We start from the raw sequence: 24,023 nt of genomic DNA, 5'->3' as shown, positions 1-24,023 counted from the left end.
ATGCCCAAAAGCCGCGCCGTCATCCTGTTCTGGCAACTCGCCATCCTCGCGAGCCTGCTCGTCATCTGGCAATGGGGCTTCGACTGGAGCAAGGCGCTGCTGCCGAAAGCCTATGTGCCGAAAATCCTCGATCCCTATTTCGTCGCCAAGCCGTCGCTGATTTGGCAGAGCTTCCTGCGCCTCGGCTGCTTCTCCGATGCGAGTGGCTTTGCCGCCTGCATCAAGGGCAACGACAATAATCTTTGGCTCGCCACGCTCGTGACGCTGAAGAACACCTGGTGGGGATTTTTGTTCGGATCGGCGAGCGGAATTGCGGCCGGCCTAATCCTCGGCCGCTCGGATTTCCTCGCCCGCGTGTTCGGGCCCTATATCGTCGCGCTCAACTCGATCCCGCGCATCGCGCTGGTGCCGCTCGTCATCCTGATCTTCGGCCTCGGCGATCTCTCCAAGATCGCGACCGCCTGGCTGGTCGTGTTCTTCGTGGTGTTCTTCAACACCTTTGAGGGCACGCGCGCGGTCGACCGCGACCAGATCGCGGCCGCCCGCCTGCTCGGCGCCAGCGAATTCACCGTGCTGCGGACGGTCGTGATTCCCTCGGCGCTCGCCTGGGTATTCGCCTCGCTGCTGCCGGCGGTCTCGTTCGCGCTGATCGGCGTCATCGTCGGCGAGTTCATCGGTGCCGAGCGTGGCCTCGGCAAGCTCATCATCGAAGCGGAGGCGCGCGCCAATGCCAGCGAGATGATGGTCGCCATCTTCGTCATGATGGTCGTGGGTATTCTGCTGGCGGTTGCCGTCCGTGCTTTGCAATCTTATCTGCTGCGCTGGCAACCGCAATTCGAACATTCATCTTAGCCCGACGTGGAAGCTTCGCGAACCACTGTGATCAGGCGAAGCTTTGCAGATTCGCACTTCTGAGAGCACCAGAAGACAGGTGAATCCTGCTCATCGATGATTGCAAAGTTCTCATTTGCCCAACAGTTCCGTCGCAACGCAGACTAGCCCCAAAATCAACGCCCTAGAGCGTTTTCGGGGAGGACGCGTGTTTTTAAAAAGCCCAACTGGCCTCATCTAGGCTGGAGCAGCAATCCGGCAGCGATACGGCTGCGCCGCCAACCCTCAACATAGGTGAAATCGTTTGTTCGGCGCCCCTTGGCGCCGGCACAGCCTGTCGATGTCGGCGGCTGGCGGAGACACGTCCAGGAATGATGTGAAAGCGCTCCGAAGCCGGCTTGTGGCCTCGGGACGCTCGGGAGAAGAGGAGGAGGATGGAATGAAGTTCAAGACGTTTCTCGGCGCCGCCGTAATCCTGGCGTTCGCTGGCACCTCGGCGCCCGCCGCCGATAAGGACGCGGCCGACACAGCGGTGGAGGCCGCGAAGAAGTACGCGGGTACAACAATCAGCATCGTCTGGGAGGCTGGTCTCCAGTCGCTCGATCCGCTGAACTATTCGGGCCCGCAATGGGAGAAGCTCACCGGCATCAAGGTGAAGGTGGTCGAAGTGCCGACCGATCAGATGTTCACCAAGATCATGCAGGATTTCAAATCAGGCGCCGGAGCCTATGACGCGCTGAACGTTATCCCATCCTGGATGCCCGATTTGGCCCGCGCAGGGGCACTCGAGCCCCTCGACAAATATGTCGACAAGTTCGGCTATCGCGAGGAGTTGCAGGACATTGCGGCCGCATATCGCGACAACCAGATGCAGTATGACGGGAAGATCTACGGCTTCCCGGATGATGGCGACGTGATGTTGCTCTACTACCGGAAGGACATCTTCGAGGATCCGAAGATGAAGGACGAGTTCAAGGCCAAGTTCGGCTACGAGCTCGCGCCGCCAAAGGACTGGAAACAGTTCGACGAGATCGGCCAATTCATCACCGACAAGATGGGACCCAAGGTCTACGGCGCGGGATTTTTCCGCACCGCGCCCTATCCGCAATACATGTTCCAAGAACGCTTCCGCATGGAGGGCGGCAAGTTCTTCAATGCCGACACGATGAAGGCGACGGTGAATGGCGATGTCGGCCTCAAGGTCTTCAAGCAGATGCTGGCGGAGAACAAGTTCATGCCGCCGGGCGTGGAGCAGTGGAATTTTGTCGATAATCTCGCCGCTTTCCTCCAGGGCACGACCGCAATGACGATCTCCTGGCCGCCCTACGGCCGTTGGGCAGCCGGCTACGGCTCGGGCGAGGAAGCGCTGAAGTGGGTGCCGAAATCGCAGGTCGCAGGCAAGGTCGGCTACGCGCTCACCCCTGTCGGCCGTCCCGAGCTCGGCGTCGGCTTCGACTTGTCGGTGTCGGCCACCAGCAAGAACAAGGAGGCCGCCTATCTCTTCATCCAGTGGCTGAACAGCAAGAAGACCAGCCTTGCGCGTGTCCAGCTACCCTATACGCTGCGCGATCCGTTCCGCCTCTCCCACTACGCGAGCGAGAAATATCGCGCGCTCTGGCCCGATGCTCCCGCCTATCTCGACACCATCAAGACGTCTGGTGAGAAGGGCCTACTCGACCTGTCGCTGCTGCAACAGGACAAATACGACGAGGCGATGACCAAGGCGATCTCGAGCCTCTGGGCCGGCGAAGATCCTAAAGCCGTTCTCGACCGCATGGCGCAACAATTCGACGCGATCACCGAGAAGGTCGGCATCGAGAACCAGAAAGCCGTCTACAAGGTCTGGGCGGCAAAGCCCGGCGCCTACCCGCAATAACGGACTGAATACCGCACGGGAGGCATCGCCCTCCCGTGTCGTGCCATTTCCTGGACTGATGATGACGCTTTCCGCAAGTCTCAATGTTGCCGAGCAACGCCGTCCTAGCCGCTTCGGGCGCCTCCTTGAGGACCGCCTTCCCTATCTCATCGTCGCACCGGCCATTCTGATCCTTCTCCTGGTCGGTTTGTTTCCCCTGATCTACTCCCTCATCGTGAGCTTCCAGCGCATCACGATGACCGAGAGTGATACGTCCTTCGCCGGGCTCTTGAACTATACGGAGCTCTTCAAGGATGCTCGCCTCTGGGCTTCGCTTGGCCACACCGCCATCATTACCACGATAGCCCTGCCCCTTGAGCTGTTGATCGGCTTCCTCATGGCGCAGCTCTTTATCGATCGCATGCCTGGGCGGCAGCTTTTCGTCGCGCTGCTGGTGTTGCCGACCGTCATTTCTCCAATCGTTGCCGGCGCGACCTGGCGCCTGATGTTCGACGTCCGCTTCGGTCCGATCGGCCAGATCCTGAGTGTCTTCGCCGGCGAGCCGGTTCGGATCCTTTGGACCGTCAATCCGGCCTACGTCTATCCGGCGATCATCATCTGCGAAGTCTGGCAGTGGGCACCGTTCATGTTCCTGCTCCTGCTTGCAGCCCTGTCGAACGTCGACCAGTCACAACTCGAGGCTGCGGAGATCGACGGCGCCTCGTACTTGCGCGTGCTTCGCGCAATCATTCTGCCGGCGATCGCTCCCGTTGTCGCCGTGGCCTGCCTGATCCGCGGCCTCGATCTCGTGCGCATCTTCGACATCATCTGGGCCCTCACCGAAGGCGGGCCAGGCTCGATGACCGAGACCGTCTCGCTCTACACCTATGTGCAAGGCTTCTCGCAATTCGAGACCAGCTACACAGCCGCAATCTCCTTTCTGGTGATTGCGCTGCTCACGGTCATCACCACGCTGGTCCTCAAGCGCATGGAGCTCGCGCGATGAGGGTCGGCAAGCTACCGGCGAGAAAAGCCCGCATTCGGGGGCTTCGCTATCTCGGCGCCGGCGTCGTAACCCTGCTATTTCTGTTTCCGGTCTACTGGCTGTTCATGATCTCGTTCAAGACGCCGGACGAGATCTATCACGTGCCACCCCTATGGATACCTGGGCAGATCCAGTTCTCGAACTACTACGTTTTGTTCAAGGACGGCGACGTTCTTGCCATCCTGAACAGCCTGATCGTCTCAGGCGTCAGCTCCGGCATCGCAATCGTTCTCGGAACGCTCTGCGCCTACAGCCTCGCCAGGTTCGGCACCGGCGGCGAGAACCTGGCGATGTGGATCATCTCCCAGCGCATGATTCCACCAATTGCAGTCGTCTTCCCGATCTTTCTGATCTACGTCTATTTCGGCCTCGTCGACGGCTATTTCGGGCTGATCCTCCTCTACACCGCATTCAATCTCCCCTACGTGATCTGGATGATGCGCGGCTACATCGTCGACGTTCCGCTGGAGCTAGAGGAGAGCGCTCTGGTCGATGGCCTGAACCGATGGGAGGTGATCTGGAAAGTCGTCTTCCCGATGGTCAGACCCGGTCTCATGGCGACGTCGGTCTTCACCTTCGTGTTCGCCTGGAACGACTTCCTGTTCGCGCTGGTGCTCACGCGCACCGAAGTCATCACCTTTCCGGTCATGCTGACGCACTATTTCGGCGGACAATCGAATTTCTGGGCAAAGATCGCAGCGATGTCGGTCTTGGGGACATTGCCGATCTTCGTCGCGGTCTCCGTCATGCAGCGCTATCTCGTGCGAGGCATCTCGCTGGGCGCAGTCAAAGGTTAGGGAGAGCGAAGTGGCTGACGTCAGGCTGTCCGGTGTACACAAATATTACGGCAACGTGCATGCAGTGCGTGGTGTGGATCTCACCATCGCCGACGGCGAATTTGCTGTGCTGGTGGGTCCGTCCGGCTGCGGCAAGAGCACACTGTTACGAACCATTGCAGGTCTCGAGGACCCAGACGGCGGAACGATCGCCATCGGAGGCGCAGTGGTTAACGATCTGCGCCCGCGCGAGCGCAACATAGCAATGGTGTTTCAGAACTATGCGCTCTACCCCTATCTGACCGTCGGCGAGAACATCGCCTTCGGTCTGCGCGCCCGCAAAACTCCGGAGATCGAGATCAGGAAGCGGGTCAGCGAAGCCGGCGAGATGCTCGGCATCGGCAGTCTCCTGCAGCGCTATCCGCGACAGCTCTCTGGTGGGCAGCGTCAGCGCGTCGCCATTGGCCGCGCCATTGTCCGCAAGGCAGATCTGTTTCTGTTCGACGAGCCGCTCTCCAACCTGGACGCGCAGCTGCGTGACGAGATGCGGACCGAGATCAAGCGCTTGCATCACGAGATCACGACGACCATGATCTACGTCACCCATGACCAGATCGAGGCGATGACGCTGGCCGACCGCATCGTGCTGCTGCGTGATGGAAACATCGAGCAGCAGGGCGCTCCGCTCGAGCTGTTCGAACAGCCTCGTACGGGATTCGTTGCGGGCTTTCTTGGCTCGCCATCAATCAACCTTATCCCGGCGGCCCTCACGACAAACGGCCCCGACGGCGCGGTGGTATTTCAGTCCGGCGACGCGCTGGCACTTCCGAAAGCCAAGGCCGCATCGCTGACCCATGCAGATGGAAAACAGGTTCTCGTCGGGATTCGACCGCAGCATTTCAGCCGGGCCGCCGGCGGACCTCTCAGGGACGGAGTGGTGGCTTACTCAACCATTGCGGACCTCATTCAGCCAACCGGGACCCGCACTTTCACCACCATTAAGCTCGGCGGTGTGGATGCTGTGGCGGAGCTGCAGGCTCATGACGTCAGCAGCCATGGCGAGCGCATCGACCTCGCCATCGACCTCAATCGCGTCGTGCTGATCGATCCGGCCAGCGGCCTGGTCATCGGATAGCGATCGGTGAACAGTCTGGGAAACGGGAGGGAAAAATGGCGTCGAAGCTCTTTGCAAGCGGGATCGGAGCGCCCGAGGGCCCGGTGTGCCTGTCGGACGGATCCATGTATGTTACGGAGATGTCCGCGTCGACCCTTTGCGTTACGCGACTTGATCATCGCGGCAGCCGCCGCGTGATCCGGACGACCGGCGGGCGTCCGAACGGATTGACGATCGATGGCCACGGCCGGATCTGGATCGCAGAAGCTGGCCTCCAGGCGCTGATCTGCATCGACGAAAGCGGAAACGAGATCCGGCGCATGCAGGGCGAAGGCGCGGACCGGTTTCTGTTTCCCAATGACCTCTGCTTTGGTCCGAACGGACTGCTCTACATGACGGATTCAGGCATGGCCGCAGAGGATTTCATCAACGGACAGGCCTTCGTGGAGGGCTATATGGATCTCGATTGGGATGGCCGTGTGTATGAGATCGATCCGGCAGCGATGAAGGTGCTGCGCGTGATCGATCGCAAAATTCGTTTCACCAACGGCATCGCCTTCGGTCCCGACGATCACCTGTATGCCAACGCGTCCTTTACCGGCGAAATTTACCGATACGACGTGTTCGGCGAAGCGGCGCCAAAGCGCGTCGTCTTCGGCAACGTCCTGCAACCGGATCCGAACCCGGACTTCAAAGGACCGGACGGAATGGCTTTTGGAACCGACGGCCGGCTTTATTGCACCGTCTACAATCAGAAGAACGTCACTGTGCTGGATCGCCGAGGCGAGCTCGCCGATCGCTTGATCCTGGATGGATCGCAGCCGACGAATTGTGCCTTTACGTTGGAAGGCAAGAAGCTGCGCGTCACTGAAGTCGGCAAGGGTCAGGTCGAGGAAATCGATATGCCGTGTGACGGCCTACCGCTGCACCTGCCAAAATTCGCCTGATCAGTGTTCAATGCCGACGTCGTGATCGTGGCGGGCTTGCTGATTGTTCTGCTGTTCGATCCTGAAGAACGGAGCGTATCCCGTATGCTGACAGAGAGCTAAATCACCGGGACCATCAGTCCGTTGGGGGTGTCGGCGGCAAAACCGATATGCCAGTAATTCTTGTAGACCAGCGTGTCGCCGTCGAGGCTGGCATTGAACTCCGGGAATGTCTTCAGGCTCGCGACCGCCGCCTTCACCATGAACGGCAGAAGTGACAGCTTGACGCCGCTCTTCTCCAGCTCCTTGTTCATCTGGACGCGGAACTGTTCGAGATCGGTGATGTCGGCCTCGTCGTGGGTCGTCACATGCGGAATGACGACCCAGTTGCGATGAAGGTTGGCCGCGGAGATTTTTTTTATGCGGCCCATCTCCTTGCGCTCGACCGGCCCGAATTTCGCGAAATCGACCTTTGGCCAGGGCAGAAGGTCGATGCCGCCGGCAGCACCGTCCACCCTCGCCGCGGCGGGGAGCGCTCCGCCTTTGATGTAAGCCTCGACATCTTCACGCAGAATGCGGCCGTGATTGCCCGTCCCTTTCAGTTTTCCGAGATCGACGCCTTTTTCGCGCGCAAGCTTGCGAACAGCGGGGCTTGCATAGGCGAGTGCAAAGCTCTCTTCGTCAAAAGCACCGGCCACCGCCGCTTCCACGGCGGCGGCCGGCGAGACAGCAGGCGACCTGGGAGGACCGTCGGCCTGCATGGCAGATCCCGCCGTTCCCAGCGAGAGAATGATCGCGCCCTCACAGACCTTGTCACCGACCTTGACCTTGATCTCGCGCACCGTTCCCGAGAGCGGCGCGGGCACTTCCATCGTCGCTTTGTCCGACTCAAGTGCGATCAGCGGATCTTCGGCTTTCACACTGTCGCCGGGCTTCACGAAGATTTCGATGACGGGCACGTCCTTGAAGTCGCCGATGTCGGGGACGCGCACGTCAGCGACACCAGCCGGCGCGCTGACCGACGATGGCGGCGCGCTGATGACCGGGCGTGCCTCGGCCTGCTCCGCGCCGGCGCTCTCGAACTGCACAATCACGGCCCCTTCGCTCACCTTATCGCCGACTTTGACGATGACCGACTTCACGCGGCCATCCCGCGGCGCGGGCACCTCCATGGTCGCCTTGTCGGACTCCAGCGCGACCAGCGGATCTTCGGCCTTCACTTTGTCGCCCGGCTTGACGAACACCTCGATCACCGGGACCTCCTTGAAGTCGCCGATATCGGGAACCCTGATGTCGATCACGCCGCTCATCGCTCTGCCCTCGGCTCCTTGCATCACACGGTCCAAGGCGCGGGACGCCCGCCGTCGATCTGATATTTGCCGATGGCTTCGGCGACGACAGCAGGCTTTATTGCTCCCTCGTCGGCGAGTGCCTTGAGGGCTGCGACCGCCACGTAATGCCGGTCCACCTCAAAAAATCGCCGGAGTTTCACGCGATAGTCGCTGCGGCCGAAGCCATCCGTGCCGAGCACGACGTATCTGCGTCCGGCCGCCTGCACATATTCCCGGATCTGGTCGGGGTAGTTGCGCATGTAGTCGGTGGATGCCACGACCGGCCCCGGATGACCCTCGAGTTGGGCTTCGACCCAGCTTTTGCGACGAGGCTCCGTCGCGTGGAGCAGATTCCAGCGCTCGGCCGCCATGCCATCGCGACGCAGTTCGTTGAAGCTGGTCGCGCTCCACACATCGGCAGTCACGCCGAAATCCGCCTCGAGCAGGTCCGCTGCGGCCATGACTTCGCGCAGGATCGTGCCCGAGCCGACCAACTGGACGCGAAGACCGTTCTTCGCGGTCTCGCCGCCGCTCTTCAGGAGATAAAGCCCCTTGAGAATACCCGCTTTCGTCGCCGCTCCTGCCGCCGCCTCACCCATCCCCGGATGGGCGTAGTTCTCGTTCATCAAGGTGACGTAATAGTAGACGTCCTCCTGGTCCTGATACATGCGCCGCAGGCCGTCGCGCATGATCGTCACGACTTCATAGGCAAAGGTGGGATCGTAGGAGACGCAATTCGGGATCGTGCCGGCCATGACGTGGCTGTGGCCATCCTCGTGCTGCAATCCCTCGCCGTTGAGCGTGGTGCGGCCCGCAGTGCCACCGAGCAGGAAGCCGCGGGCGCGCATATCACCGGCAAGCCAGGCCAGATCGCCGACTTGCTGAAGCCCGAACATCGAATAGAAGATGTAGAACGGGATCATCGGCACGTTGTTCGTGGAGTAGGACGTCGCGGCGACGATCCAGCTCGACATCGCGCCGCCCTCGTTGATGCCCTCCTGCAGCACCTGACCGTGCTTGTCCTCACGGTAATACATCAGCTGGTCGGCGTCCTGCGGCCGATAGAGCTGTCCGACCGACGAATAGATGCCGAGCTGCCGGAACATGCCTTCCATGCCGAAGGTGCGGGATTCATCCGGCACGATCGGCACGATGCGCTTGCCGATGGCCTTGTCGCGCACGAGACTGCCCAGAAATTGTACGAACGCCATGGTCGTGGAGATCTCGCGTTCGCCGGTGTTCTCCAACAGCCGCTGGAACGAAGACAGCGGCGGGATCTCGAGCGACTGCGATTTGCGACGCCGCTGCGGCAGAGAGCCACCGAGTCGAGCGCGCTGCGCTCGCAGGTACTGCATTTCAGGGCTGTCTTCCGGCAGCTTGATGAACGGGACATTTTCCAGATCCTCGTCTGAAACTGGAATCTCGAACCGTTCGCGAAAACCCCGCAGGGCGCTCAGGGTCATTTTCTTGGCTTGATGGGCGATCATCTGCCCTTCGCCGGACTCGCCCATCCCGTAGCCCTTGACGGTCTTCGGCAAAATCAGCGTCGGCTGGCCCTTGTGGCTCACCGCGGCGGTGTAGGCAGCAAAGATCTTGTCCGGGTCATGCCCACCGCGTGTCAGCTTCCAGATGTCGTCGTCGCTCATATCGGCGACGAGTTGCTTCAGCTTGTCATATTTGCCGAAGAAATGCTCGCGTACATAGGCGCCGCTCTTGCTCTTGAAATCCTGGTACTCGCCGTCGACACACTCTTCCATGCGTTTGAGCAAGAGGCCGCTCTTGTCCTTTTCGAGGAGGCGGTCCCAACCCGAGCCCCACAGCACTTTGATGACGTTCCATCCCGCGCCGCGGAATACGCTTTCGAGCTCCTGGACGATCTTGCCGTTCCCACGCACGGGACCGTCGAGGCGCTGCAGGTTGCAGTTGATGACGAAAATCAGGTTGTCGAGCTTTTCTCGACCGGCCAGCGAAATGGCGCCGAGCGACTCCGGCTCGTCCATCTCTCCGTCACCCATGAAGGCCCAGACCTTGCGGTTTGACGTTGCGGCGAACTCCCGGCTTTCCAGATACTTCAGGAAGCGCGCCTGATAGATCGCTATCAGCGGACCAAGACCCATCGAGACCGTCGGAAACTGCCAAAAGTCCGGCATCAGCCAAGGGTGCGGATAGCTTGACAGACCGTTGCCTTGCGTCTCCTGCCGATAGTTGAGCAATTGCTCCTCGGTCAGACGTCCTTCAAGGAAAGCGCGGGCATAGATGCCCGGCGAGGAATGACCCTGCACGAAAATGAGGTCGCCTCCATGACTCTCCGTCGGCGCGTGCCAAAAGTGACCAAACCCGATGTCGTAGAGCGTAGCCGCCGATTGAAAGCTCGCGATATGGCCCCCAAGCTCCGAGCTGTGCTTGTTGGCCCGCAGGATCATAGCCAGGGCGTTCCAGCGGACGATTGAGCGCAACCTGTGCTCAGTCGCACGGTCGGCCGGCAACGGCGGCTGCTCGCTGGCAGGTATGGTGTTGCAATAAGAAGTCGTGAGGAACTGCGGTACATAGAGCCGGTCACGCCGTGCTGCGTCCACAACGGCATTCACCACGAAGTTGGCACGCTCCGCACCCCGATTGGCTCTGAGTGCCTCGAGCGAGTCCAGCCACTCCTGCGTTTCAAGCGAATCCGTGTCGGTTTGCTCACCCATGGCGCCCCTTCCTGGTATTTGTCGTGTCCGCTTCCGTCGTTCATCTCGATCTACCGACCGATAAAGCGACCGGGCTGGCTCCATTTGAAATCGCGCCGCTATTGCTGAAATCCAAGCTCCCGGATGCAGACCAGCGTTGAGCTGGTTTTGGTCAGCAACGAAAGCCAGCGCGCCTCTTACCGCCGCGGTCATCCAGGGTGACCGCGAACCACAACTTAATTAGCCAAAGGCCACCACGACATGTCTCCCATCTTTGTGCATATTCTCGGAAGCTCCCGGCGTTGAGACAGACCGCAACCGATGTGCTCTGTTCAAAGGAATCCTATCGAAATCCACGGTATGGCTGCGACGATGATGGTTCCGATCAAGAGCGCGATCATATAGCCAACGATCGGCTTCATTCCCTCATCTGGGTTGATGCGGCTGATGGCACAGGCGGCATAGTAGCCGACGCCAAATGGCGGAGCGAAGAGGCCAATACCCATGGCGAGGACCACCACCATCGCGTAGTGCACGTCATGAACCCCAACCTGGCGCGCGATTGGGAATAGCAGCGGTCCGAAGAGCACAATCGCCGGAATGCCCTCCAAGACGCTTCCCAAGACAACGAACGCGATGATTGTCACAGCCAGAAACATCGGCACCCCTCCGGGAAGCGACGTCATGAACTTGGCCAGCGAGGCTGAGAAGCCCGACTGGGTGAGAGCCCAAGCCATTCCAGTTGCGGCGCCGATAATAAGAAGAATTGCGCCCGAAAGAGACGCCGTCTCCACCAGCATCGGATAGATCCGCTGCCAGGGGAATTGCCGATAGATTACGAGGCCCGCAAAGACAGAGTAGACAATTCCGATCGTGGACACCTCGGTCGCGGTTGCGATACCCTCGACGACCGCAGTGCGGATCACGAATGGCAGCGCGATGGCAGGAAGCGCGATGACAAAGCTGCGGCCAATCTCCCGCTTGGTTGCGCGCTCGACATGCGACAGATCTTCGTGCCGATATCGCCACCAGACCACCGCAGCCAGCATGATTGCCAGGACGACACCCGGAAGGAGCCCGCCCGTGAACAGGGCCGAAATCGATACGCCCGTTACGGAGCCAATCGTGATCAGGACCAAGGAGGGCGGAATTGTCTCGGTCTGCGCCCCTGTCGCGGAAAGAAGTGCGACCAGATCGCCGGGCTTGGCTCCCCGCTGCTTCATTTCCGGGAACAGAACCGGGGCAACCGCGGCCATATCGGCGGCCTTCGAACCCGATATGCCCGAGACAAGATACATCGCGCCGACGAGAACATAATGCAGGCCACCGCGGACGTGCCCCAACAGGCTTGCCAGGAAGCCCACCATCGCCCGCGCCATCCCGGTCATCTCTATCAATAGCCCGAGAAACACGAATAGGGGCACAGCCAAAAGAATCAAATGGCTCATGCCTTCGTCCATGCGCCCAATGATCACGACGTCGGGTGTGCTGGTCGTCAACGTCAGATAGCCGACGGTTGCCAAACCGAAAGCAAAAGCAATTGGCACCGCCGCAAACACCATGGCGCCCACGACGAAGACGAAGAAGATCAGCAGGTTCAGATTGCCGAGAGGCTTCAACGCAGGCGCCAGCAGCGCAAATACAGTGATGATAACTGCGACCAATACCAAGGCCGTCAGCATGCTCCGCAAGCTCGCGATACGAATGAGACGGAGGACCGCCGCGACCAGCATCAGCCCGATACCAACGGGCAAGGCTGCGGCACGCCAGCTATTCACGATACCAAGCGCCGGCGTCGTAACGAACACCTCGTCGGCGGCGAACTCGTAAGCCGGCTGGATGACCAGCAGAAGGAAGGCCATTGAAGCCGCTGCTGCAACGACATCCAGAAAGGCGCGGGTATCCGCCCTGAGCATGCCGATTATCGCGGTCATCCGCATGTGCTCGCCGCGCTGGAAGGCGATCACCGATCCCAGCATGGCGAGCCACAGGAAGAGGATTCCGGCGAGTTCGTCAGACCAGATGATGGGAGAATGAAACACGTATCTGCCGATGATACCGGCTGACAGAACGGCGATCTCGGCGAGCACCAAAAGTGCCGCCGGAATCGCGACCACATGACCGAGCACCTTGTTGGCGTTTGCCGCCCATAGGCGCGCGCCGCTTTGAGATGCGCTCAATTCGGCGTCAATATTCGACGCGTGGTTCACGGCGCTCATGATAGTTGCCCGGCGGCTTTCTCGAGCTGCGCCCAGGCTTCCTCTCCGAACTTCGCCTTCCAATCGGCGTAGAAGCTGGTCTTTGACAGGGCCTGGCGGAAAGCGGCCCGATCGACGTCGATGAATTTGAGACCTTTAGCCGAGAGGTCCGTCCGAAGTGACTGACTGAGTTTCGCGATGTCGGCTCGCTGATCGGCCGCCGAACGGTCGAACTCCCGTGCGACGATCTCCTGCAGGTCTTTCGGCAGCCGCTCGAGCGCGCGCTTGTTCCCCAAGATCCAATAGCCGTCCCAGACGTGACCGGTGAGACTGCAAGAGGTCTGCACCTCGTAAAGTCGGGTTGTCGCAATGATCGGCAAGGGGTTTTCCTGCCCGTCGACGACCTTGGTTTGCAGGGCGGAGTAGAGTTCGTTGAAGTTGATCGGCGCAGGGCCGGCCTCCAATGCCTTGAACACGGAGGTGAGAATCGGTGCGGGCGGGACGCGGATCTTGAACCCCTTGAGATCGTCCGGTGTCTTGATCTCACGCACCGACGATGTGACGTGACGAAAGCCGTTGTCCCAGATCTTGCCGACCGTCACGATCGGAGTTTTCGCGACCTGCGCACGAATGTAGGTTCCGAGATCTCCATCCATCGCTTTCCAGACGGAATCATAGTCTTGAAATGCGAACCCCGTGTTCACAATACCCGCGACCGGCACGAAGTTGGCGAGAATGGATGAGGACTGATTGAAGAACTCGACTCCCCCGTTGCGCACCTGGGTCAAGAGATCGCTATCGGACCCGAGTTGGTTTGCGGGAAAGAGCTTGATGTCGAGCCGCCCGCTTGTCGCCTCGCGGATGCGATCGATCGCCTCCTGCGCCCTGACGTTGACCGGATGAGCAGGGTCCTGGCCCGTGGCCAGCTTATAATTAAACTCCGCCGCGGATGCCCGACCACCAAGAATGCCGCATAGAGGGACCGCGGTGGCTCCGACGATCAACTTCCGGCGACTAATCCCGACCTGCTTGCGGTTCGTCATTGTTTCCTCCTTGAAATCGGGGTCAATTCAGGCTGGTTTCGCGGTGCGGCGATTCAGGCCTTTGACCACTCATTGGGCCGTTTTCCGCCGACAAGGCGTCAGCGATCCTTCTCGCGAAAAAGTTGCGAGCGATAGGTGCGCATAGATCTGAGTGACGGCTAAGCCTTCACCGACCCAGCCATTCCTTGATTTTTCTCGTCACCTCTGTGGTCGAGATGCCGTACCGGTCGTGCAAGGTCGGTAGCGCTCCGGCGGCCAGGAATTCATCAGGCAGTGCGATCTGATGGAAGGCCGGATGAACGCCGGAGCGCATCAGTAAAGCAGCGACCGCTTCACCGAGACCGCCAATTACCGTGTGGTTCTCGGCGACGACGACAAGCCGACCGGCTTTCCCGGCTTCCCGAACAATTCTTTCTTCGTCGAGCGGCTTGATCGTGGGAACATGCAGCACGGCAGCAGCGACGCGATCCTTCTCGAGCTCCTTCGCCGCCTCGAGCGCCCGCATCGTCATGATGCCCGACGAGATGATCAGGACATCCGAGCCGTCGCGGATCATCGCGGCTTTGCCCAGAATGAACTTGTAATCGTATTCGTCGAGCACCAAGGGCACGTTGCCACGAAGCAGCCGCATGTAGACTGGTCCCTGGTGCTGAGCGATCGCAGGAACGAGTTGCTCTGTCTCGTGCGCATCGCAGGGATCGATCACTGTCATGTTTGGCATGGCCCGGAACAGGGCCAGGTCTTCCGCCGCCTGATGACTTGGACCGTAGCCCGAGGTCAGACCGGGCAATGCGCAGGCGATCTTCACGTTACGATCTTCTTCCGCGATCGTCTGATGAATGAAATCGTAAGCCCGCCGGGAGGCGAACACGGCGTAGGTCGTCGCGAACGGCATAAATCCCTCCGCGGCCATGCCTGAGGCCGCGCCGAACAGGAGCTGCTCGGCCATGCCCATCTGATAGTAGCGTTCGGGAAACGCCTTCGCGAAGATGTGCAGATCAGTGTACTTACCCAGATCGGCCGTCATACCGACCACGTCGGGCCGGCTTTGGGCCAGTGCGACGAGCGCGTGTCCAAACGGCGCCGATTTTGTCTTTTGCCCTTCGGCCGCGATCGAGGCAATCATTGCCGAAGTGGTCAGGCGCGGCTTACCCGGTGCCGGCGGCGGTGTGGCGGGCTTCATGACTGCCTCCCGGCTTCAAGTGATGCGAGTGCGAGCTGCCACTCGTGCTGCTCAACACGGATGAAGTGGTTTTTCTCGCGTTGCTCCAGGAACGGAACGCCCTTGCCCATCAGCGTGTCGGCGACGATCATGCGGGGCTTTGGTTCAGTGTGAGCTTTGGCGGCATCGAAAGCACTCACGACTGCGTCGAGATCGTTGCCATCAACGCGCTGGACGAACCAGCCGAAAGCCTCCAGCTTGTCAACCAAGGGCTCGAAAGCCATCACTTGAGTTGAGGGGCCGTCAGCCTGCTGATTGTTGACATCAATGATACCGATGATGTTATCGAGCTTGTGGTGGCCTGCGGACATGATTGCTTCCCAAACGGAGCCTTCATCGAGCTCACCATCGGAGAACAGCGTGTACACTCGGGAGCTGGAGCTCCTGCGCTTTAGTCCAAGACCCATCCCGACCGCTATCCCAAGACCAAGCCCGAGAGATCCACCCGACATTTCCATTCCTGGCGTGTAGGAAGCCATGCCCGACATAGGCAGACGGCTTTCGTCAAAGCCGTAACTCTCGAGCTCCGCCTCGGGGACAATTCCGGCCTCAATTAGCGCCGCGTAGAGCGCGATCGCATAATGGCCGTTGGAGAGGAGGAAGCGATCGCGCTCCTCCCATGAAGGATCTTCCGGTCGGTAGCGCATGGCATGGAAGTAGGCCACCGCCAGCACATCTGAGATATCCAGCGCCTGCGCGATATAGCCCTGTCCCTGAACCTCGCCCATGCGAAGCGCATTGCGGCGAATATTGTAGGCGCGTTGCGCCAGCGTCGGCGCATTCACAAGCGGCTTCGCAACGGTTTCCATGACGATCTCCCTGCTATAGCCGCTCAATGGATGAGCATTCCGCCATTGACGTCGATGACTGCCCCCGTGACGTAAGCCGACAAGTCGGAGGCAAGGAACGTATAGATGCCGGCCACGTCGGCGGCCTCGCCGAGACGCCCGAGCGGAATGCCTTCCAGTATTTTCGCCTTCATTTCGTCGGTGAGCTTGCCCGCCGTGATGTCTGTCCCGATCAATCCTGGCGTGACGCAGTTGACGCGAATGCCATCGGGGCCGAGCTCGCGCGCCATCGCCTTGGCGAGCCCGAGCACGCCCGCCTTCGCCGCCGAGTAGTGCGGACCGCCGAAGATGCCGCCCCCGCGTTGAGCGGAAACGGAAGACATGCACGCGATTGATCCGGACCTGCGCCGACGCATATGCGGGACGACCGCCTGCGACAAGAACAGTACGCCCTTCAGATTGACGTCCTGAATACGGTCCCAATCGCTTGACGTGATCTCAAGCAGCTTCACCGGCTGGGAAATGCCAGCATTGTTGATCAATATGTCGATATGGCCAAAGGCGCTCGCCGCCTCGTCGACGGCTTTGGCACAGGACTCTCGATCGGCGACGTTGCACGCAAGACCGAGATGCGTTCCACCGGAAATGGGCCCAAGGCTTTTTGCAGCCGCTTCGGCCGCCGCGCCATCGATATCCAGAATCGCGACCCGGGCGCCCTCGGAGACAAAGCGCCGAGCTGTCGCGAGACCGATACCGCGCGGCGAAGCCGCACCCGAAATAATCGCCGTCTTGCCGCTCAGCAGCATTCATCCCTCCCTATGTTTTGGCTACACGATGCACCGCTGGTCGCCGCCAGCTTTGTTGACTCTCTCTCTACGTCTTCGACATGCCCTTTTACAAATGCGCAGTTGTCACCAATTGCTGAATCTGTTTCACTCAAGCCCATGCTGTCGAACATTCCGATATCGGCAATTCGGATCTTTGAGGCTGCCGCGAGAACCGGGTCGTTCCGCGATGCAGCGAATGAACTTCGCCTGACATCCAGCGCGGTCAGCCACGCAATTACGAAGCTGGAAAGGACGCTTTGCACCACCCTGTTCGAGCGAAGTACGCGCGCCGTTCGACTGACGCCTGCTGGCGAGAATCTGATGCGGCACGCGGGTACGGCGTTCGATGAGCTACGGCGCGGTCTCGAGGAGGTGTCAGCCCGCGGACCACAGCTTGTACGGGTTCATTCTGCGCCCAGCTTTGCCGCCCAATGGCTCGCGCCGCGGCTCTCCCGCTTCCTTGCCGCTCAACCAAAGCTCGATGTGCGCCTCGCCGCGAGCACGGACTACGCGCGGTTCAACAATGATGACTACGACATCGACATCGTTTACGGCGAACCGCGCGCCGAAGGGGTTGAAATCACCCCGCTCAAGGAAGAGACGGTCGTTCCCCTCTGCTCGCCAGCAGTGGCGTCCGCAATTCACAAGCCGGCAGATCTGCTCCACCAGTCGCTGATCCGGTCGGACGTCAAACGCGTTCAATGGCACCAATGGTTCGGTGCCAACGGCATCGAGTCACCCGCGCTTCACCGGATGCGCTTCGATCGGAGCTTTCTCGCGATCGCAGCTGCTGTAGAGGGGCTTGGTGTCGCGCTGGAATCGACACTCCTCGCGGAGCGCGAATTGGCAGCCGGTCGGCTTGTTGCGCCGCTCGCGGGACGATCAACTGACGTTCGGTATATCGGCCATAGCCTTGTTTATCCGCGTGCTAGCCGACGACGCGCAGCGGTGCGAGCATTCGCCGAGTGGCTTACTTCTGAATTGGATTATTGAAAAGAATGAGGTTGAGAGCCCCGAGCAAACGGGCCTCGGTGAGTTAGGCGGACAACTGCAACGCTATGGGCACGTGGCGCTGTGCCTTTGAGCGAGCCGGGCCAGCGCCTCACTGATCCAGTCGCGAGCAATCACATTCGAAGGTCCATGGCGATCGCCGCCCGCGCATCATAGAGCGCCCGCTCGATCGGTCGCGGTGGTATGCCTAATCTCCCCTGATCGTGAGGGCCGCCACCGCGAGCTTGTTCTCAATCTCGGCGGCGAGAAACCCTGAACTCAGTCGACGGACGAGGACTCCCCCTCTGCGGATTGCCGGCTCGCCAGAGCTCATCTAGCCTTGCCGCTAGCTGTCGGCCTCACGACCGCAAGGCCACCACCACCTTGGCCGCACCGAGCCCCTACCGGAACGCTTGATAGTTCGCCAGGCGCTTGTTTTGACTCTTGTGAGCGCGCTACCGCTAGGAGACGCACCACATCGATGGGATCTAATCGTTCCGCGGTGACGCTGTGGCAGCATTTTGTCCGCGCATGGGTATTTGGTCAGGCATTGACCTTCCTGAGCTCGCCGCGGGAGTGATCCGCTTGTTGCTGCAAAAACCCTCCGCCTCCGTTTGGCGGATACGATGCCTAGTCAGTCCGTCCGCCAGCTCTAACCACGTAGTGCAATGGTTGGAAGTCTTTCCGGCGCCGGTATTGTCAGCATTTCAACGCCCGCGTCACGCACCACGCAAACCTCTTCAAGCTGGAATACGCCGAGTTCGGTTCATATTTTGGTTCGATATGAGTAATCATTCCGGGCCTGATCACCTCATCAGACGCGGCCATGATGGAGGGCGGTTCAGTTAGATCTATACCTGAGCCGTGTCCGATGCGGGATGCTGCACCGGCAGGTGCACCAAACAATGTTGCAGATGCGAGTTCCGCACATCTTCTGAATACGTCGCCTCCAGTCATGACCGGCCGGATCGAATGCAGCGTCTCGAGCGTCAACCTTCGAATAGTCTCATACGCGGCTTGTTCTTCGTTCGTAACCGAACCAGCCTTGGCGGTGCGATTGACGTCCGACATATAGCCCTCGCGGACACATCCGATATCGAACCAAATGTAATCATTCTCAGCCAACTTTCGTTGTGTAGACCGAAGGCTGTAGGCCATGTCCGCGCGTCCGAACCCAACCGGAAGCCATGGCACGCTCTCCGATCCTTGCGCAAACATTTCGCGTTTCAACGCAATTGCGAATTGCTCTTCAGTGTGCCCGATTTCCGGTGTTTCAAGGCAGCTAAAAAACGCATCTGTAGCCACTTTCATGGCTTGCCGCTTCAGTTCAACCTCGTCGTCGCTCTTGATCATGCGCACGGCCCAGATAGCGGCCGATCCGTCGATGATTTCGACCTTCTGGCGATGTGATCGCCACATTTCGGGAAGCACAAGAGATCCCCGCCCGAAGTGGTCGTTGCCGTAATCGAGGGCGATTCGCGGGTGATGTGGGCAACTTGGGCGCCGCAACCTCTACCAGCTTTGCCAGGCCTGCTTCGACGATCCCTCACCTTGCATACGACACTGTCGGCGCACTGGCACAACTGATCCAGGAAAATTACCATCTCGTGGCGCGAGAGGTTGACGCTCAGGAAGCGGCGGTGATCAGCATAGGCCAGTTGGTGGCCGGCTCCATCCACAACGTGATACCCGAAAAGATCTGTGCTGCCGGAACGTTGCGGACTCAATCACCCTCCAGCCGCATATTCATCCTACAGCGTCTGAACGAGGTTGCAGAGGCGTCGGTCGACAATTCAAGGTCTCGATCTCATTGGAAGCCTCAGGATCCATTCCAGCCTGCATCAGCGCTCCGGATGCCGTTGCAAATGTCCGGAGAACCCCTAGAGGCGGCTTTAAAGGTCGATATGACGCCTAATATTGCGGAATACGAAAGTTCTGCTGCAGAACAGCGAATGCCTCCACCTGCTGCAGTGCTGATCGAAGGTGTGTCCAAGTGGTAAGGCACATTTCAAGTCCTCGATGACGTTAGCCTCAGCGTGGCCGTCGGCGAGCGAATCGTCGTGTGCGGTCCATCGGGATCAGGTAAGTCGACCTTGATTCGCTGCATAAATCAGCTTGAAACGCATCAGCGGGGCAGAATTTGTTGTCAATGGCACCGAAGTCCGTCGGGGAATGAACGGCTTGGCCGAGGCGCGCCGTGAGCTTGGGATGTTTTCCATCAGTTAGATCTATTTCCCCATCTGACGGTGCTCGATAACTGTACATTGGCGTTGATCCGCGTCCGCAAGATGACCCGCGATGCCGCCAAAGCAATCGCAATGGAGAATCTCGAGCGTGTACGCATAGAGTTCGGCCAGCGCCCGAACGTGCTCGGTCCAGAGCGGTTCGCGAGCTCCAGATAGCCCGAGTAGTTGATCTCGAACCGCCGGCCACCCCCGATTCACCCGGCCGCCGCCGACCTCCTTGCGCGCGATGATCCCGACATTCGCGGCCTTGAACAGCGAGGCGGACCACGCGCGGCCCGGGAGCAAAATTTGCAAGCGGCTCGGCGGTTCCGGTGTCCGTCAAGCGCATCGTACCGCCGGTCAGTGCTTCCCGCTCTTCAGCGCCGCCTGATAGGCGCGCTCGGCCCATGCGTGCAGCTTTTCCCCATTTTCGAGCACGTCTGCGGGAACTTCCCAGTAGGATTTGAGTGCGCGATCATCGCCGTCGCAAACATAGCCGAGCGCTTGGGAGCCCGCGGACTCGTATTCGATGCGCGAGTCGTCATCGACCTTGAAGTAGAGCGCGCCGTGCCACGCCATGGCGAAGACGTGGTCGTTACGATAGAGGGCGACTGCGCCAAACAGTGGCCGCGTCTTGATCTTCGCCCAGTCCGACAGTTGATCAACATAGAGTTCGGCAAAGCGCTGCGTCTGTTCGGATCTTTTTGACATCTGCTTGTCCTTTTCGTGGACCAAACTTTGCAGAGGGCAAAATCAATCGAGCACGACCACATGCTTGCCAGGCGTCGTCCCTGCCTCAAGGTCGGCCTGCGCGTCGCGGACTCCTTCGAGACCGTGATAGACTTTCGCGATGGGAGCTTTCAGCCGACCATCCGCGACAGCCAGGAGCTGCCGATTGAAGACAATGGGCGGCAGATCGGCAGCCCCACCACCATAGGCGGTCAGCCGTACCCCGAACGGAATATAGCCTAGCGGGCTGAAATCGGGGATCACCCACTGGTCGGATAATGCGCCCGTGAAGCAGACCGTGCCATGGACCCGGGTCGCCTGAAGCGTATCCTGCAAGGTCCGGCCGCCCACCAGTTCGAGCGACGCGTCAACCCCTTTTGGGAAGTGTGCACACACGGCCTTCGCGATCTTTCCGTCATCGACGATAGGGTGATCGACACCGAATTCGCGCAGCAGCGCCACGTGCTCGGCGCGGCGAGTAGTGGAGATCACCACTGCGCCCATTTCCTTGGCGATCGTCGCCGCCGAGAGGCCGACAGTCGACGTGCCGCCGCGGATCAGCAGTGACTGGCCACGCTCGATGGCAAGTCCCTTGGTCAGAGAGCCATAGGCCGTCTGGAACATCTCTGGGAGCGCGCCAACCACCTCCCACGGCAGACTTGTTTGGAACGGAATGACTTGTGTGGTCGGAACGAGAGTATATTCGGCGTAGCTCCCATCGAGGGAGCGCCCCATGCCGCCCATCATGGTGGCGACCTGTTGCCCAGGTGCCAGACCGCTGCCCGTTGAAGCCTCGTCGATAATGCCGACGCATTCGATGCCAAGCACGCGAGGCATCGTGAAATCCGGGTCGGACAGCCCTTTGCGGCTGGTGACTTCGGACTCATTGACTCCGAACGCCTTCACGCGAATGCGTACATAACCCGGCCGTGTTGAAGGTATCGGAAGGTCAGTGATGACGAGCTTGTCGATGCCGCCCGATTCCGAAAGCACAACAGCTTGCATCCTCTCGCCCATGGCGCACTCCGTTCGTCTCTAGCGAATGCGCCCATCTACCGAAGGGGCCGGTCGCAGATTGCGAGGAATTGAACCATCACGAGGCTGAGGCCGCAGCCATCGATTTCGTCAGCGCCCAGTTCGAATGCACGATCCGCCACCGGCCGTCGATCAAGCGATAAACTTCCGTCGAATTCCAAGCACGAAGTTGCTTCTCGCCACCCTTGCCGTCCGACACGAATGTATTGAGATTATAACTCAGTACCGCAAGATCGCCGCCGTCACTGACAATGACATGGGGATTGAGATATTCGCTCCGAATGATATGCGGGTCTTCGTATAGCGCGCGGAGATGGCCGAGCACAGCTTCACGACCGACGAGAAGCTTCTCGACATGGGGGTCGAAATAGCTCAATTCGTCGTGGTAATTCTCGAGATAGCCGCTGCTGTCGCCCGCGCTCCACCGCTCGTTTAGTGAACGCTCGAGCTCAAGAAGCGCCTCTCCGATCTTGTTCGTATCAGCGGTCATCGTTTCACGCCTTCAGCAATCAATCGATATGGCGATTATAGGCCATCACCTTCCCGGAAAAAGGCGAAAAGACGAGAATTTATGATACAATTCGGACATGTGGTCAGGCAATCTGACTCGAAAGGGCCACGGAAATGCACGCCACTTCCCGACGGAAGGTCGATGTCGAGCGCCTCGGCTATCGTCCTTCGAAGCCGTACCCCTATGACCTCGAAATCTTCCGCGTAACCAACCTCAAGCGGAGAACACGGGCGGAGGCCATGCGGTGGACTTACAGCTATGAGTTCTACATGATCATTTGCGTCACTAAAGGACGGTGCGTTCAGTTTGTGGATTTCGAACCCGTTTCCTGTTCGGAAGGCGCCCTGCTCATACTGAGGCCTGGCCAAGCACACAACTTCGGAAGTGATGAAAACTGGGACGGATGGATTATTCTGTTTCGCCCTGAATTTCTCTTACCCGCAATGTCCGTATCCCAGGACCTCCGGCTCTCCTTTGATCTTGAGCGATTGCCACACAGTCTTAAGCTGGACCACGATGAGCTGAAGCGTGCATCAGATGCCATTGTTCAGATGCGAGCCGATTCTCTGATCGACACCTCGTCTCGACCAACGAGTGCTGTGTCGAGGAATAAGGCCAGCGCAGCGGCGCTTCCCGCCGACATCCATGCTTTGCTGCGTTTTCAATTCTATGCTTTTGCTACGTGGCTCGCTGTCATCCATGGCAGAGGAATGAGCCTGGACCCTCAGTGGTCAGCCGCGTTGCAAAGATTCAACCGTTTCCAGAAGCTCGTCGAGCAGCACTTTTCCGAATGGAATCAACTTGGTGACTATGTGAAGGAACTTGGGTGTACTGAAAAAAGCCTAACACGAGCTACGACAATCGCAGTCGGCATGAGCGCGAAGGCCTTCCTGTCCCAGCGTATCAATCTAGAAGCCAAGCGCCTACTGGCTCATACGGATTTGCCAATTGGAGAGATTGCGGAAAAGCTCGGATTCTACGAGGCCACGCACTTTAGTAAATTCTTCAAACGTGAAACTAGCTGCACACCAAGAGAATTCCGCCTCCGGAGTTCTTCCGTAAAGATCCGCCATTGGTCGTAGCCGCCAAAACAAGTTCGCCCACTATGGGCTGCTATCGCATACGAGTTCGGCTCTTGATATTCCTCAATATCCATTCTCCGCGCCATCACTCCCACTCTAACATTTCACGGACATTTAGACGTTGATCTATCAGCACGAATCTTCGATTCTGACGGAAGTGTCGACGGCATAGCCGCCTCAATTTTTCGGGCGGGAATTCACAGAAAAAATGGCTCCTGATGAAGCACTGGCAATTTCGCCATCTGTTGGAGCCTTGTCAGCTGGAGGGCGCGCCGCAGACTGACACAGCTCGCATGGCACATAGCCGGGAAGCGTCAGAGATCAGGAAGAGACCTTTGGTCCCGGCGCCACTACGTGCTGCGCGGAGGCCATACAGGTCCGCTCCGCATTCAAAGGCCGCCCTCTCGCCAGATCGGTTCGTGACTCAAAGCGGACCATCGTGGGATTGCCTGCCGGGTGTTTGCTTATTTGCAATCCCATGCAGCTTCCATTTGACGCCTGTGATACCTTTCCAACTACGTCTGTTCAAATGGGTGCGCAGCGAGCCGTCAGCTCGCCGCGGCGTGACGTGCTGCATTCGCGGCCACGCGTCCAGCGAATTGCACTTGCCAGCCGGCTCAATCGTTGAAACTTTAGAAGAGCAGTCTCCCATGAAACCGTCCTAAGCCCTAGGCCGCCTGAGGATGTAGGCGATTGCTCACCGTGCGACGCGTGTGCCCCAAAGGCAAAGAAGGTCAAAGCACAAAGCTCGTTTGGACCAGGCTGCTCTCGCATGTGAAGCGTCTCTGTAGCTCTAACCGGACTAAACTACCTTGGATATATGGCA

General features: G+C 59.5%; 21 protein-coding genes and 1 pseudogene. 10 read left to right on the top strand and 12 right to left on the bottom strand.

The window, feature by feature from the left end; translation table 11 throughout:
- The 6 genes from XH98_RS37190 (at position 1) to XH98_RS37165 (ending at position 6,568) form a co-directional block, all read left to right on the top strand.
- On the top strand, positions 1-852 hold the full coding sequence (locus XH98_RS37190) for an ABC transporter permease (protein ID WP_271621502.1): 852 nt from the start codon (positions 1-3) through the stop codon (positions 850-852).
- Positions 853-1,270: 418 nt separating this feature from the next.
- A complete protein-coding gene (locus XH98_RS37185) occupies positions 1,271-2,707 on the top strand; it encodes an ABC transporter substrate-binding protein (RefSeq protein ID WP_271621501.1) in 1,437 nt (478 codons plus the stop codon).
- A 61-nt stretch (positions 2,708-2,768) separates the two neighbouring features.
- A complete protein-coding gene (locus XH98_RS37180) occupies positions 2,769-3,692 on the top strand; it encodes a carbohydrate ABC transporter permease (protein WP_271621500.1) in 924 nt (307 codons plus the stop codon).
- Positions 3,689-4,528, top strand: a complete 840-nt coding sequence (locus tag XH98_RS37175; protein WP_271621499.1) for a carbohydrate ABC transporter permease — start codon at positions 3,689-3,691, stop codon at positions 4,526-4,528. The genes XH98_RS37180 and XH98_RS37175 overlap by 4 nt, the downstream gene beginning before the upstream one ends.
- Positions 4,529-4,538: 10 nt before the next feature.
- Positions 4,539-5,642 carry an ABC transporter ATP-binding protein gene (locus tag XH98_RS37170; RefSeq protein ID WP_271621498.1) on the top strand — a complete coding sequence of 368 codons (1,104 nt, stop codon included), beginning with the start codon at positions 4,539-4,541 and terminating at the stop codon, positions 5,640-5,642.
- Positions 5,643-5,677: 35 nt separating this feature from the next.
- On the top strand, positions 5,678-6,568 hold the full coding sequence (locus tag XH98_RS37165) for an SMP-30/gluconolactonase/LRE family protein (protein ID WP_271621497.1): 891 nt from the start codon (positions 5,678-5,680) through the stop codon (positions 6,566-6,568).
- Positions 6,569-6,666: 98 nt separating this feature from the next.
- On the opposite strand, the gene XH98_RS37160 is transcribed toward XH98_RS37165, so the two are convergent.
- The 7 genes from XH98_RS37160 to XH98_RS37130 form a co-directional block, all read right to left on the bottom strand.
- The gene (locus XH98_RS37160; RefSeq protein ID WP_271621496.1) at positions 6,667-7,857 is read right to left on the bottom strand and encodes a biotin/lipoyl-containing protein; all 1,191 of its coding nucleotides are present in this window, start codon (positions 7,855-7,857) and stop codon (positions 6,667-6,669) included.
- A gap of 23 nt (positions 7,858-7,880) precedes the next feature.
- Complete coding sequence (aceE, locus tag XH98_RS37155; protein WP_271621938.1) at positions 7,881-10,568, bottom strand: pyruvate dehydrogenase (acetyl-transferring), homodimeric type; 2,688 nt, start codon at positions 10,566-10,568, stop codon at positions 7,881-7,883.
- A gap of 311 nt (positions 10,569-10,879) precedes the next feature.
- A complete protein-coding gene (locus tag XH98_RS37150) occupies positions 10,880-12,766 on the bottom strand; it encodes a TRAP transporter large permease (protein ID WP_271621495.1) in 1,887 nt (628 codons plus the stop codon).
- Positions 12,763-13,788 carry a TRAP transporter substrate-binding protein gene (locus tag XH98_RS37145; RefSeq protein WP_271600889.1) on the bottom strand — a complete coding sequence of 342 codons (1,026 nt, stop codon included), beginning with the start codon at positions 13,786-13,788 and terminating at the stop codon, positions 12,763-12,765. The genes XH98_RS37150 and XH98_RS37145 overlap by 4 nt, the downstream gene beginning before the upstream one ends.
- A 166-nt stretch (positions 13,789-13,954) precedes the next feature.
- On the bottom strand, positions 13,955-14,971 hold the full coding sequence (locus XH98_RS37140) for a transketolase family protein (RefSeq protein WP_271621494.1): 1,017 nt from the start codon (positions 14,969-14,971) through the stop codon (positions 13,955-13,957).
- Positions 14,968-15,819, bottom strand: a complete 852-nt coding sequence (locus XH98_RS37135; protein ID WP_271621493.1) for a transketolase — start codon at positions 15,817-15,819, stop codon at positions 14,968-14,970. The genes XH98_RS37140 and XH98_RS37135 overlap by 4 nt, the downstream gene beginning before the upstream one ends.
- A 23-nt stretch (positions 15,820-15,842) precedes the next feature.
- Positions 15,843-16,604, bottom strand: a complete 762-nt coding sequence (locus tag XH98_RS37130; protein WP_271600886.1) for an SDR family NAD(P)-dependent oxidoreductase — start codon at positions 16,602-16,604, stop codon at positions 15,843-15,845.
- Between the two features lie 138 nt (positions 16,605-16,742).
- Here XH98_RS37130 and XH98_RS37125 point away from each other — a divergent pair, with 138 nt between their 5' ends.
- Complete coding sequence (locus XH98_RS37125) at positions 16,743-17,618, top strand: LysR substrate-binding domain-containing protein (protein ID WP_271600885.1); 876 nt, start codon at positions 16,743-16,745, stop codon at positions 17,616-17,618.
- Positions 17,619-18,314: 696 nt separating this feature from the next.
- Here the strand turns inward: XH98_RS37125 and XH98_RS37120 are convergent.
- Complete coding sequence (locus XH98_RS37120) at positions 18,315-18,968, bottom strand: M24 family metallopeptidase (protein WP_271621492.1); 654 nt, start codon at positions 18,966-18,968, stop codon at positions 18,315-18,317.
- A 143-nt stretch (positions 18,969-19,111) separates the two neighbouring features.
- Between XH98_RS37120 and XH98_RS37115 the strand changes: the two genes are divergently transcribed.
- Together XH98_RS37115 and XH98_RS37110 are read left to right on the top strand one after the other, a co-directional pair.
- The gene (locus XH98_RS37115) at positions 19,112-19,615 is read left to right on the top strand and encodes a hypothetical protein (protein ID WP_271621491.1); all 504 of its coding nucleotides are present in this window, start codon (positions 19,112-19,114) and stop codon (positions 19,613-19,615) included.
- 27 nt (positions 19,616-19,642) lie between these two features.
- Positions 19,643-19,816: pseudogene (locus XH98_RS37110) on the top strand (ATP-binding cassette domain-containing protein); the annotation flags it as partial.
- 27 nt (positions 19,817-19,843) lie between these two features.
- Here XH98_RS37110 and XH98_RS37105 read toward each other — a convergent pair.
- The 4 genes from XH98_RS37105 to XH98_RS37090 all read right to left on the bottom strand — a co-directional run bounded on the left by XH98_RS37105 (position 19,844) and on the right by XH98_RS37090 (position 22,094).
- Positions 19,844-20,155, bottom strand: a complete 312-nt coding sequence (locus XH98_RS37105; RefSeq protein ID WP_271621490.1) for a hypothetical protein — start codon at positions 20,153-20,155, stop codon at positions 19,844-19,846.
- A 45-nt stretch (positions 20,156-20,200) separates the two neighbouring features.
- Positions 20,201-20,551 carry a TfoX/Sxy family protein gene (locus tag XH98_RS37100; protein WP_271600883.1) on the bottom strand — a complete coding sequence of 117 codons (351 nt, stop codon included), beginning with the start codon at positions 20,549-20,551 and terminating at the stop codon, positions 20,201-20,203.
- Positions 20,552-20,593: 42 nt separating this feature from the next.
- A complete protein-coding gene (locus XH98_RS37095; protein ID WP_271621489.1) occupies positions 20,594-21,586 on the bottom strand; it encodes a zinc-binding dehydrogenase in 993 nt (330 codons plus the stop codon).
- A 76-nt stretch (positions 21,587-21,662) separates the two neighbouring features.
- Entirely contained in the window at positions 21,663-22,094 is a 432-nt protein-coding gene (locus tag XH98_RS37090; protein WP_271600881.1) for a YybH family protein, read from the bottom strand.
- Positions 22,095-22,228: 134 nt separating this feature from the next.
- On the opposite strand from XH98_RS37090, the gene XH98_RS37085 reads away from it, so the two are divergent.
- Positions 22,229-23,197, top strand: a complete 969-nt coding sequence (locus XH98_RS37085; protein WP_271600880.1) for an AraC family transcriptional regulator — start codon at positions 22,229-22,231, stop codon at positions 23,195-23,197.
- Positions 23,198-24,023: the final 826 nt, after the last annotated feature.

Source organism: Bradyrhizobium sp. CCBAU 51745 (genome assembly GCF_028128715.1).
Classification (GTDB): domain Bacteria; phylum Pseudomonadota; class Alphaproteobacteria; order Rhizobiales; family Xanthobacteraceae; genus Bradyrhizobium; species Bradyrhizobium manausense.
Note: the sequence above shows the minus strand (reverse complement) of the source record. Positions and strands in the feature narration are given on the sequence as shown.

Excerpts from the sequence above, each read along its gene's own strand:
- XH98_RS37190 (WP_271621502.1), top strand. The coding sequence starts at position 1 with ATGCCCAAAAGCCGCGCCGTCATCCTGTTCTGGCAACTCGCCATCCTC.
- XH98_RS37185 (WP_271621501.1), top strand. The coding sequence starts at position 1,271 with ATGAAGTTCAAGACGTTTCTCGGCGCCGCCGTAATCCTGGCGTTCGCT.
- XH98_RS37180 (WP_271621500.1), top strand. The coding sequence starts at position 2,769 with ATGACGCTTTCCGCAAGTCTCAATGTTGCCGAGCAACGCCGTCCTAGC.
- XH98_RS37175 (WP_271621499.1), top strand. The coding sequence starts at position 3,689 with ATGAGGGTCGGCAAGCTACCGGCGAGAAAAGCCCGCATTCGGGGGCTT.
- XH98_RS37165 (WP_271621497.1), top strand. The coding sequence starts at position 5,678 with ATGGCGTCGAAGCTCTTTGCAAGCGGGATCGGAGCGCCCGAGGGCCCG.
- XH98_RS37160 (WP_271621496.1), bottom strand. The coding sequence starts at position 7,857 with ATGAGCGGCGTGATCGACATCAGGGTTCCCGATATCGGCGACTTCAAG.
- aceE (WP_271621938.1), bottom strand. The coding sequence starts at position 10,568 with ATGGGTGAGCAAACCGACACGGATTCGCTTGAAACGCAGGAGTGGCTG.
- XH98_RS37150 (WP_271621495.1), bottom strand. The coding sequence starts at position 12,766 with ATGAGCGCCGTGAACCACGCGTCGAATATTGACGCCGAATTGAGCGCA.
- XH98_RS37145 (WP_271600889.1), bottom strand. The coding sequence starts at position 13,788 with ATGACGAACCGCAAGCAGGTCGGGATTAGTCGCCGGAAGTTGATCGTC.
- XH98_RS37140 (WP_271621494.1), bottom strand. The coding sequence starts at position 14,971 with ATGAAGCCCGCCACACCGCCGCCGGCACCGGGTAAGCCGCGCCTGACC.
- XH98_RS37135 (WP_271621493.1), bottom strand. The coding sequence starts at position 15,819 with ATGGAAACCGTTGCGAAGCCGCTTGTGAATGCGCCGACGCTGGCGCAA.
- XH98_RS37130 (WP_271600886.1), bottom strand. The coding sequence starts at position 16,604 with ATGCTGCTGAGCGGCAAGACGGCGATTATTTCGGGTGCGGCTTCGCCG.
- XH98_RS37125 (WP_271600885.1), top strand. The coding sequence starts at position 16,743 with ATGCTGTCGAACATTCCGATATCGGCAATTCGGATCTTTGAGGCTGCC.
- XH98_RS37120 (WP_271621492.1), bottom strand. The coding sequence starts at position 18,968 with ATGATCAAGAGCGACGACGAGGTTGAACTGAAGCGGCAAGCCATGAAA.
- XH98_RS37100 (WP_271600883.1), bottom strand. The coding sequence starts at position 20,551 with ATGTCAAAAAGATCCGAACAGACGCAGCGCTTTGCCGAACTCTATGTT.
- XH98_RS37095 (WP_271621489.1), bottom strand. The coding sequence starts at position 21,586 with ATGGGCGAGAGGATGCAAGCTGTTGTGCTTTCGGAATCGGGCGGCATC.
- XH98_RS37090 (WP_271600881.1), bottom strand. The coding sequence starts at position 22,094 with ATGACCGCTGATACGAACAAGATCGGAGAGGCGCTTCTTGAGCTCGAG.
- XH98_RS37085 (WP_271600880.1), top strand. The coding sequence starts at position 22,229 with ATGCACGCCACTTCCCGACGGAAGGTCGATGTCGAGCGCCTCGGCTAT.